Origin of the sequence: Actinoplanes aureus (assembly GCF_015704865.1) — a bacterium.
Classification (GTDB): domain Bacteria; phylum Actinomycetota; class Actinomycetes; order Mycobacteriales; family Micromonosporaceae; genus Actinoplanes; species Actinoplanes aureus.
This window is the reverse complement of record NZ_JADQTO010000018.1, coordinates 196,620-208,384: the sequence shown is the minus strand read 5'-3', so window position 1 is coordinate 208,384 and position 11,765 is coordinate 196,620. Positions and strand designations below refer to the sequence as shown.

General features: G+C 74.3%; 2 protein-coding genes (1 of these 2 only partly in view). Both read right to left on the bottom strand.

The window, feature by feature from the left end; genetic code table 11:
* Positions 1 to 2,625, bottom strand: a 2,625-nt coding sequence (locus I4J89_RS32390) for an SDR family NAD(P)-dependent oxidoreductase (protein WP_196417928.1), incomplete at its 3' end; no start/stop codon positions are given.
* A protein-coding gene (locus tag I4J89_RS32385) for an SDR family NAD(P)-dependent oxidoreductase (protein ID WP_196417927.1) crosses the window boundary here: on the bottom strand, positions 2,607 to 11,765 show its 3' portion. Its footprint extends 3,252 nt past the window's final position; only the last 9,159 of its 12,411 coding nucleotides appear in the window; the start codon falls outside the window, past its right edge — the gene reads right to left on this strand; its stop codon occupies positions 2,607 to 2,609. The genes I4J89_RS32385 and I4J89_RS32390, both read right to left, overlap by 19 nt.

Sequence of the window (11,765 nt, the reverse complement as noted above, 5' to 3'; positions counted from 1 at the left end):
GTCGCCGTCGGCGAGGGCGGTGGCGAGCGGTTTGAGGAGGACGGCGCCGCAGCCCTCGCCGCGGACGTAGCCGTCGGCGGCGGCGTCGAACACTTTGCACCGCCCGTCCGGCGCCAGCATCCCGGCCTGGGTGAAGGCGATGTGCGCGGTGGGCGTCGCGATGACGTTGACGCCGCCGGCGATGGCGGCGCTGCACTCCCCGCGCTGGATGCTGGTGACCGCGCGGTGCACCGCGACCAGGGAGGCGGAGCAGGCGGTGTCCACCGGCTCGCTCGGGCCGTGCAGGTCGAGCAGGAACGACACCCGGTTCGCCAGGACCGAGTGTGCGATCCCGGTGGGCGTGTGCGGCTGCAGCCCGCGCCCGCCGGCCAGCATCAGCTCGAGGTAGTCCATACCCCCGACGCCGACGAACAGGCCCGTGTCGGTGCCGGCCAGGTCCGAGGCCCGGTAGCCGGCGTCCTCGATGGTGCGCCAGACGGTCTCCAGGAAGATCCGCTGCTGCGGATCCATCAACTCCGCCTCGGCCGCCGAGATGCCGAAGAACCGCGGGTCGAACCGGTCCACCCCGGACAGGAACGCACCCCAGCGCACCGGGGTGCGGTTGCCGCCGGTCCACGGGTCGCCGTACCAGCGGCGCCAGTCCCAGCGGTCGGCCGGCACCTCGCCGACCAGGTCCCGGCCGGCGGCCAGATCGGCGAAGAAGCCCTCCGCGTCCGCCGAACCAGGGAACACCCCGGCCAGTCCCACCACCGCCACCGCGTCGGCCGGCAGCACATCGGCCGGCGCGGGCGCCGGCGGCTTCCGCTCGACCACGGAAATCGGCGGAGAACCGTAGTGGCTATGCAGCCGGTCGAGGTGGTCCCGCTGCAGGTGATCGGCGAACGCCGCGAGCGTCGGGTACTCGAAGAACACCGACGGCAACAGGTCGAGTCCCAGCCGGTCGTTCAGCACGTTCGCCAGTTCGGTGAAGGAGATCGAGTCGAAACCGAACTCGCTGAGGTGGGCGTCGAGGTCGACGTCGGCGGGATCGACGTCGAGGACGATCCGGATCGCGGCGAGCAGATCCTCGCGGACGCGGTCGCCCAGCCGGAGCGTTTCCGCCAGGTCGGGGCCGGGCTCGGGGCCGGACCGGCCATCGATCGCCCGGAAGGTCCGCAGTATGCGTTCCCGATCGCCGTGCAGTTCGATGAAGAGCGGCTCGCCGGCCGCCAGCGCACGCTCGAGCATGGCGAGGCCTTCGCCGGCATCGATCGGCCGGATCCCGGCGACGGTACGCATCAGGCGTTGCGTGGCCTCGTCGATGCGCATGCCCCCGTCCGCCCAGTACGGCCACGCCACCGACACGCTGCGCCCCGCCCGCCGCCGCAGGAACTCGTCCAGAAACCGATTCGCGAACGCGTAATCACACTGACCCGCATTCCCGGCCAACCCGGCCACCGACGAGAACCCGGCGAACACCTTCAGGTCATCGCCTGCGGTCGCCTCGTCCAGCCACACCGCCCCCCACACCTTCGGCCCCATCACCGACCGGAAATCCGCCACGGACTTCTCGCGAACCCAGCCGTCCGCCCGGACCCCGGCCGCATGGAACACCGCGTCCACCCGGCCGAACCGCTCACGCACGCTCGCAACCGCCGCCAGCGCCTGCGAGCGCACCGACACATCAGTACGCACGAAGACCACCGACTCGCCCAAGCCCGCCAGCCACTGTCGCGCCGAGGCGTCCGGATCCGAACGGCCCAGCAGCACCACCCGGGCACCCCATCGCCGTACCAGGAAGCCCGTGACCAGCCGGCCCAGCCCGCCGAGTCCACCGGAGACCACCACCACGTCACCGGGCGAGATCACTGGTACACCGGCCTCGCCGGGAACCGGCGCCGGCCGATAACCCAGCACCTCCCGGAGCGCCCCGTCGGTGCGTACCTCGATGCCGTCGCCCTCCCCGGCGACCTCCGGCCGCAACGCTGCCGCCAGCGCCGGACCACGCAGCCCGCCGACACCGACCACCCGCAGGTCCAGCCAGCCGCATTCGGCCCGCACCGACCGGGCGAAACCACCGAGGGCGGTGCCCACCACCGAACCCGGATGCACGACGACGACCCGGATCGGGACGTCCGACCGCACCTGGGCGGCCGCGCGCACCAGGCCGAGCAGGAACACGACCTCCCGGTCGATCTGCTCCGGGTGCGGCCCGCGGTCGCCGGGCACGTCGAGGTCGCAGACGTAGACGACCGCGTCGGGCACTCCCCCGGCGCACAGGTGCTGCCACAGCCGGCCGGCCTGCTCCGGATCGGCGGGAGCCTCCACCACGCCGTCCTCCCGGACCAGCAGGCGGCTCCCGGGAACCACGACGGACAGCCGGTCGGCCGGCCAGCTGCCGCCGGACCGGGCCAGGTCGCCACCGCCCACCAGGACCACGTGCCGGTGCCGGCGGCCCGCGATCTCCGGCGTCGGTGCCGGCTCCCAGACGGGGGTCAGCCGGATCAGGTCGTCCGCGCCGGCGTCGCCGGCGGCCAGGTCCCGCAGCAACGGCATCGCCTGCTCGGGCGTGAGCTCACCGGCGCGTACGCGGTGCAGCACGCCATCCACCGTCAGCGGCGCCTCGTTCACGACAACGTCTCCCATTCCCGCTTGACCTCGTGCACCTCGGCCTGGCCGGCGTGCAGCCGCCGCAGCAGCCCGATGAGGCGTTCGTCGTCCGGCGTCCGCGGTGGTGGCCCCGCCGCGGGGGTACGGGTGACCGGCCGCAGAACCACGTCGCCGAGCTCCACCACCGGTTCGCCGGAGGAATCCAGCAGCGTGACGGTGAAACGGGTACGCCCCGGCGCGGGCACCACGTGGGCGTAGCGGACCGGCTGCGTGGGGCCGTACACGTCGAGACGCCCGACCGTGAACGGGATCTGCGGGCCCGCTGTCCACGCGTCGGCGCCCGGGAACAGCCCGGAGATGGCTTGCATCCCGCCGTCCACCAGGGAGGGGTGCAGGTGGAGACCGGTCCCGGGGGTCCCGTCCGGCAGCGCGAGCTCGGCCAGCACCTCGTCGTCCGCGCAGTGCAGCGCTCGAACCGTACGGAAGGTGTCGCCGTACCGGATGCCGGCCGCGGTGAAGCCGCGGTACAGCTCGGCGCCGTCGACGCGCCTGGCGCAGCGACGCAGCACCGCGTCCAGGTCGAGCGTGGAGCGTCGCGAAGCCGTGCCATCGGAAGCGACGACGACCTGCCCGGTCGCGTAGGGGCCGTCGGCCGGATCCGCGTCGCGAACCGCGAAATCCAGCACGCCGGTTCGGTCCGTTGCGGCGAGTGTGATGTGCAGGGCCCTGGGCCGGTCCACCGTGACGGCTCGTGCCCAGGTGATCCGGCGCAGTCCCGCCACCGGCGTTCCAGCCGCCAGTTCTCCCGCCGCCCGCGCCAGTTCCAGGACCGCAGCGCCGGGCAGCGTCGGCTCGCCGGCCACGACGTGGTCCCGCAGGTAGAACTCGGTGCCGTCCAGGTCGACGGCGAAACGCGGCCCGGCGGTGGAGAGGTCCGCTGTGATCATCGGATGCGGCCGGCCGTCGTCGTCGCGGGACGCCGGCCCCGGCGAATCCAGCCGGTACCGCTCGCCGGCGAACGGGTACGTCGGCAGGGGCAGCCGCCGGCAGGGCTCGCCCGCGAACATCCGCCGCCACGACAGGTCGGCGCCGGCCCGGTATCCGGCGGCGAGCGTGGCGAGGGCGCCGTCCCGGTCCGGGCCGTCGGCGGCCTCCGCGCACCGCCGCTGCGCCACCTCGTCCGGCAGCGTCTCGGCCGGCTGCCCGGTCGTCTCGTCTCGCAGCCAGCCACGCAACGCGTCGATCAGCTCGGCGGTGTTCCGGACCACCCAGGCCGCACGCCGCCGGCGGTGTGCGCGGCCGACCAGGCTGGTGAAGGCGACGTCACGGATCTCCGGTACCGCGTCCCGCGTCTCCAGCCAGCTCAGCAGATCGGCCACGCGGGTACACAGCGCCTGCTCGGTGTGGCCGGAGACACCGACCAGGTAGCGGGAACGGGCCGAGGGCTCGGCAGGCGTGGCCGCCTCGGTCGCCTGGCGTACGACGACGTGAGCGTTGGTGCCGCTGAACCCGAAGGCGCTCACCGCGCCGTATCGCGGACCGTCCGGCTCCGGCCAGGGCCGGGCGGCGGTGTTGACGTAGAACGGCGTGTCCGGGAATCCGATGAGCTCGTTGCCCTCGCGGAAGTTCAGCGACGGCACCAGCGTCCCCTCCCGGACGCAGAGGATCAGCTTGATCAGGCCGGCCATACCGGCCGTGGCGAGCGTGTGGCCGATGTTGGTCTTCACCGATCCGATGGCGCAGAATCCGGTGCGGTCGGTGGAACGGCGGAACGCGTCGGTGAGCGCGGCGATCTCGATCGGGTCGCCGAGCCGGGTGCCGGTCCCGTGCGCCTCCACATAGCCGATCTGCTCGGGGCGGACGCCGAATCGGTCGTACACCTCGGTGGTCAGCTCGGTCTGCGCCGCGCCGTTCGGCGCGGTGATTCCGTTGGTCTGCCCGTCCTGGTTCAGCCCGGAGCCGGCGACGACGGCATGGACGTTGTCGCGGTCGCGCAGCGCCGCGTCGAGCCGCTTGAGCACCACGACACCAACACCCTCACCGGGTACGAACCCGTCCGCCGCGGCGTCGAAGGTGTGGCAGGCGCCGGTGGGCGAGAGCATCCCGGCCCGGCTGGCGAGGTGGTAGAACAGCGGCGTGTTCATCACCATCACCCCGGCCACGATGGCGGTGTCCACCTCGCCCGACCGCAGGGCCTCGGCAGCCAGGTGCAACGCGACAAGCGACGACGAGCAGGCGGTGTTGACGGTGATGCACGGGCCGCGTAGATCCCACAGGTAGGACAGGCGGGCGGCCAGGATGGCCTCACTGTTGCCCATGAAGGCGTGCGCGCTCAGCGGTTCGGCGGCCTCCACCGTACGCAGGTAGTCGTTGCCGTTGTAACCGACGTAGACGCCGCAGCGGCTCCCGGCGAGATCGCCGCCCGCGTAGCCGGCGTCCTCCACGGCACGCCAGGACTCCTCCAGCAGCAGGCGCTGCTGCGGATCCATCCGTTCGGCTTCCTTCGGGGAGATGTTGAAGAACAGCGGGTCGAACCGGTCCACGTCGTCGAGCAACGCGCCCCACCGGCTGTAACTGCGGTCGGTGCGCCGCGGATCGGGATCGTAGAAGTCGGCGGCCGGCCAGCGGGTCACCTCGCGTACCGCGCTGTGCCCGCCGATCAGGTTCCGCCAGAACCGGTCGAGGTCGGGGGCGTCGGGAAAGCGGGCCGACATGCCGATCACCGCGATCTCCCCGGCTCTCGCCGGTGCCGTCTCCCGGGCGGGTACGGTCACCGGAATCGCCGCGGGCGGCGGCCGCAGCTCGCCGTGCTCGGCGGCGATGTGGGCGGCGAGCGCCGCGATCGTCGGGTGGCTGAACATGTCGGTGGGGCGCAGGGTGATGCCCAGGGCGTGGTTGAGCCGGTTCACCACCTGGATCGCCACGACCGAGTCCACCCCGAGATCCGTGTGCGCGGCGTCCCGGTCCAGCGTGTCCGGGTCCAGGCTGAGCACCTCGGCGAAGACGGCCGCCACCCGGTCGGCCGCCCCGGCCGGTTCCGGAGCGGCCGGTTCCGGAGCAGCGTCCACAACGGCGGCCGTCTCGCCCGTTCCGAGCGGTACGAGACCGTCGCTGCTCGCCACGAACACGGACTGGTGGCCGGCCAGCACGTCCCAGGACCGGACCTGCTCGAATCCGGCCGCCCGCAGCGCCTCCGCCCAGGAATCACGGTCCAGCAGTGGCGAGCCCGGGATCCGCCGCTCACTGTCGTCGTGCCGCCACCAGCCGTCGAGCAGGCCGAAGGTCAGTGTGGCGTAGGCACGGTTGCGCGTGCCCTCGTTGAGCACCAGCCAGCCGCCGGGGCGCAGCAGCCGTTTGGCGTTGGCCAGGGTGGCCGCCACGTCCGTGGTGGCGTGCAGGACGTTGGCGGCCAGCACGAGGTCGAACCCGGCGACCGGGAAGCCCTGCGGGGCGGGATCGCGTTCGATGTCCAGCTGCCGGCACCGGACCCGGTCGTCCCCGGCGAAGCCCTGCCGGACGAAGGCGGCGGACACGTCGGTGAAGACGTACTCCACCGGCGCGCCGCCGGTGTCCAGCGCCGCCAGCACCCGGCGGGTGGTGGCGCCGGTACCGGCCCCGATCTCCAGCACGGTCACCGGACGATCCGCGTGCGGTGAGCGGGCCGCGACGAACCGGGCGACGGCCCAGCCGGCGAGCGCGTTGGCATGATCGGCGGCCGGGTCGCCCGCGTACACCGCCGCCACCAGATCGTCGCGGCCGCCGGGGAACAGCACCTCCTGCGGTGTGACGCTCCCGCCGAGAATCTCCCGGTACCGCGGCCATACCGCGTCCAGCAGGCGCAGGTACGGCGCCAGGCCCGGATGGCGCGCCCGGATGCCCGCCGCCCGCCCCGGCAGGTCGTCCAGCCGGCGGCCACCCTCCCCGCCGGTGACCGCCGGTCCGGCGCGGAGCAGGTCACCGTCGCGCCGCAGCCATCCCGCCTCCGTGACGATCGCGACCAGCTCGTGGACGAGACGGGTATGGCCGGCGACCGCGAGCCGGGCCGGCACCTGCTCGACCGGTACCGCTGTATCCGCGGCGGGAAGCAGGCCCGAGTCCCGTAGCAGCGCGGCCACCAGGTCCGCGCAGTACGCCTCCAGCTCCCGCCAGCCGTCGGCGAGGGCAGTCATGGTGGCGTCATCGGGTTCCGGACGGCGGTACCGGGCGTCCAGCACGGACACCGGCACCCGGACCGCGGGCTCCGCCGGCACAAGCGCCGCATCGGCGGCGATCGGGAGCGTGTCCCGCAGCACCGCCGCGTCCGCCCGCACGGCGACCAGTTGCGGCAGCCCGGCGGTCAGGGCCAATCGCATGGCGGCCAGGCCTTCCGGCGGTTCGATGGAGTGCACGCCGCCGGCGGCGAGACGACGGCGGTGACCGGCGTCGGCCACCACACCCACGGAGCCCCAGAAACCCCAGTTGAGCACGGTCACCGGCCGGCCGAGCGCGCGCAGGTGTGCGGCGTACGCGTCCTGGAACGCACAGGCCGCGGCGTAGTTGCCCTGGCCGCTGCTGGCCACGAAGGACTGCACCGAGGAGAAGAAGAGGATGAAGTCGAGCGGCTGGCCGGCGAACTCCTCGCAGAAGGCGACGCTGCCACGCACCTTCGGGTCGAGCACCGCGAACAGGGTGCTCTCGTCCATCGTGCGCAGCGTCTGGTCGTGGAGCACGAGTGCCGAGTGGACGATGCCGTGCACGGCACCGAACCGGTCGACGATCTGCTGTCCGGCGGCCCGGAGTCCGGCCGGGTCGGTGGCATCGGCGCGCAGGTAGACGCCCGTCCCGCCGCGGCGGTCGATCTCCGCCAGCGCCTCGCGTTCCCGGTCGCCGAGCTCGCCGCGGCCGAGCAGGACGACCGTCGCGCCGGCGGAGGCGAGGTGACCGGCGAACACACCGCCCACCCCGCCGGCGCCGCCGAGAACCACGTAGACACCGTCGCGGCGAACCGGCGCCGGCGGGCCGCCGGCCGGAGCCGTGCCCTGTACCGGCCGGAAGGCGCGCACGTACCAGCGGCCGCCGCGCAGGACGGCGGCGCCGGCCGGCCCGGGCGCCGGCACCCGGGCCGGATCGGACAGCGTGGCCACCACGGCGGGCGGCGGGCTCACCTCGGCACCGTCCAGGTCGACGACCCGGACCCGCCACGCCGGGTACTCCCGGGAGACGGTGCCGGCCAGAGCGTGCAGTCCGGCGGCGAGCGGCGCCGGCACGGCGTCGCCGACCGGGCAGACGCCGGCGGTCACCACGCACAGCCACAGCGGCCGGCTGCCCAGGCCGCGCCGGTCCAGCGACCGGACCAGCCGGTGCAGGGCCAGCACGCCGTCCCGCTGGGCGGCGTCGACCCGGTCCAGGCCGACCGGCCCGTCCGGTGCCGGCGGCGTGCACAGCAGGTAGACCACCGCCGGGTCGGCGGACCCGTCGGGAAGCTGGACGCCGCCGGGCACGGCGGTGGCGATCCGGCGGGCATCGCGGCCGGCCGAGAGCGCCTCGCCGAGGCGGGCGCCGGCGGCGTCGTGCAGGATCCACACCGGGCCCGGCGGCGCGCTGACGCCGTCCGCCGCGGGCTCCTCGACCGGAGCCCACACCGGGGCGAACATCTGTGGGAGGGCGGGCGCGGCGGGCGCGGGCTCCGGTGTCACTTCAGCTGGCTTTTCGGGTACGGCGGACGCGGCTTCGGCGAACCAGTGCCGCTGCGGTTCGAACGGGTACGCGGGCAACGAGACCCGCCGCCGGGTCCCCGGATGCACGGCCGTCCAGTCCACCTCGACACCCCGGGTCCAGAACAGGGCGAGTTGCCGCCACTGCCCCTGCGCCACCAGGGCCGCGAGGTAGTCCCGGCCGGCCGGCGTGGACACCAGCGCACCGGCGAGGTCGTCCGCCGAGTCGGCGCGACCGTGCGACAGCCCCGCCGGGTCGCCGCCGGCCGCGTAGTCGTCCAGGGTCTCGACGAGCCGGTCCAGGTCGTCGGTGACGAGCGCGATGCGCTGTGCCATCGGCTCGCGGCCGGTCTGCAGGGTGAACGCGATGTCGGCCAGCCCGGGACGGGCGTCGGGCCCGGCCGGAGCCGGCGGGTCCGCCGGAACCAGCTCGGACAGGGGACGCCCCAGGTCGATGCCGGTCGGGGCCACGCCGAGCCGCGTGGCGAGGGCCGCCCGGCCGAACGCGTCCACCGCGAGGTCGGCAAGCGTGTTGCGCGGGTCGATGTCGGTGGCGGCGACGCCCAGCAGCTCGGCGACGGCGGCACGTACGCCGTCCGCATCCACCGGTTCCGCCGCGGCAGCGGGCCGCCGGAGTGCGGCGGCGAGCCGGGCCGCGTACGCCCGCAGCCTCGGCTCGTCGCGGGCGGAGAGGACGACGATCTGCGGCCGGGAGGGATCGTTCTCCGGTGGCGCCAGCGTCGGCGGCTCCTCCAGCACGACGTGGGCGTTGCTGCCACCGAAGCCGAAGGAAGACACCCCGGCACGGCGGGGGACGCCGTCCGGTGTCCGCCACGGCATGGTCCGGTCGTGCAGCCGGAACGGTCCGGCATCCAGGTCCAGCAGCGGATTCGCCGCGCGTTGATGCAACATGCCGGGCAGGACACCGCGGCGCAACGCCAGCGCCACGGTGACCAGGCCGGCCAGCCCGGCCGCCGGTTCCAGGTGCCCGATGTGCGTCTTGACGGTGCCGAGCGCGCACCACGGAGTACCCGGCACCGGCCGCCTCGCGGTACGCGACCAGATCTCCACGGCGCGGCGCAGACCGTCGAACTCGACGGGGTCGCCGAGCGCGGTGCCGGTGCCGTGCGCCTCGATGTAGGAGATGGTGGTCGCGTCGACGCCCGCGCGTTCCCAGGCGGCGGCGACCACCTCAGCCTGGGCGTCCAGGTTGGGTGCGGTCAGCGAGCCGGCCCGCCCGCCGTGGTTGACGGCGGACCCGCGCAGCACCGCGTGCACCTGATCGCCGTCGCGGAGGGCGGCATCCAGCGGCTTGAGCACCACGGCCAGGACACCCTCACCGCGAACGTAGCCGTCGGCCGCCGCGTCGAAGGAGTGGCACCGCCCGGTCGGGGAGAACGCGCCGGCCTCGTTGGCGAGCACGTAGTAGTACGGGTCGAGCATCAGGCTGACCCCGCCGACGATCGCCGCCGTGCAGTCGCCCCGGTGCAGCGCGGCCACCGCCCGGTCCACCGCCACGAGCGAGGACGAGCACGCCGTGTCGACGGTCTCACTCGGTCCGCGCAGGTCGAACGTGAAGGACAGCCGGTTGGCCAGCATGTTGAGCGCGTTGCCGGTGCCGACCTGCACCTGCCGCACGCCGGCCTGTTGCAGCAACTGGTGATAGTCGGTGAACTGCGCCCCGACGTATACGCCGACCCGGCGGCCGGCGAGCGCCGAGACCCGCCAGCCGGCGTCCTCCAGCGCGGACCAGGCGACCTGGAGCAGGAGCCGCTGCTGCGGATCCATCAGCTCGGCCTCCCGAGGCGAGATCCGGAAGAACGGCGCGTCGAACCGGTCCACGCCGTCCAGGAAGCCACCCCACCGGGACCTGGTACGGCCGGCGGCGAGCGGATCGGCCGAGTAGACCGACCGCCAGTCCCATCGCTCCGGCGGCACCTCGGTCACCTGGTCACTTCCGGCCATCAGGTGTGCCCAGAACTCCTCCAGATCGGCGGCACCGGGCAGGCGGCCGGCCATGCCCACCACGGCGATCGGCTCGGCGGCGCCTGCCTCCGCCCGCCCGGGCTCCTGGACCGGCGGTTCGGCGACCGCCACCGGACCGGGGATCGCGGCGGCTGCCGGGGCGGCCCGGCCGAAGCGGGCGGCCACCGCATCGGGGTGGGTGGCCAGCAGGTGCCGGACGACTCCGGCGAGCGTTCCGGAGGTGAAGAACACCGTGGCCGACAGGCGGATGCCGAGCAGCGCGCCGACCCGGTCGGCCAGGTCCCGGACGCTCACCGAGTCGAAGCCGTACTCGTTGAGGCTCTCCTGCACCTGGATGTGGCCGGGTTCGGTGCCCAGCACCTCGGCGGCGAGCAAGCGCAGTTCCGCGTACAGGCGGGCGGTGCCGTCCGGGTCGAGTTCCGGCTCGGCGGGTTCAGGTGGCTGCGCGGGCGCACTCTCCGTCAGCCGGGTGACGGACGCCTGCGGACCGGCCAGCACCACCGCCCGGGTCATGCCTCGCCGCAGCACCTCTTCGAAGGCGTCGAGTGCCGCCCCGCGTTCCAGGTACTCCAATCCGGCCGTACGGAGATAGAGCTCCTCGGCGCCGGCCAGGTGCATCCCGCCGTCCCGCCAGAGACCCCAGTCCACCACGACCGTACGGCCCTGGCGTTCGCCCTGTTCGCGCCGCTGCTCGCGCCATGCGCCGAACTCGCCGGCGAACCGGTTGGCCATCGCGTAGTCGCCCTGTCCGAAGTCGCCGAGCAGCGCGGACGCCGACGAGAAGACGGCGAACAGGTCGAGCGGCTGATCCGCCGTGACCGCGTCCAGCAGCGGCAGGCCGACGAGTTTGGCGGCCAGCGCGGCGCTCAGCTCCGGCCAGTCCTTGTCCGGCAGGCCACGGCCGTCGAGGACGCCCGCGGCGTGCGCCACGGCGTGCAACGGGCCGAACCGGCCCCGGATGCGCTCGACCAGCCCGATCAGGTCGGTGTGGTTCGTCAGGTCGGCCGGCCAGTAGACCGCCTCGGCCGCGCCGGCCGCTCGCAGGGCGGCCAGCCGCGACGCGGTGTCCGGGGTCTCCGGCGAGCGCCCGGTCAGGATCAGCGTTGCCCGCCGGGTGGCGGCCAGCCGCTCCGCGACCGCCCAGCCGAGACCGCCGAGGCCGCCGGCGACGAGGACCACCGCGCCGTCACGCAGAGCGGGGCTTCCGGTTGCCGGCCGGGCGGCGCGCAGGCCGGGACGGGTCCAGGACCCGTCCGCGTGCCGCGCCTCGGGCAGGTTCCGGGATTCGCACACGGCGGCGCCGGCCCGGATCCGTGCCGCGGCGTCCGGGGCGTCGGCCACCTCGACGTAGGTGAACTCGAGGTGGGGAGCGGCCACCTTCAGCGAGCGGCCCAGGCCGGCGAAGGCGCCGGCGTACGGGTCGGCGCCGGCCACCACGATGCGGTGCGGTGCCGGACCGGCCGTGCGGGCCAGATCGCGTACGAGTTGGAGCACCGG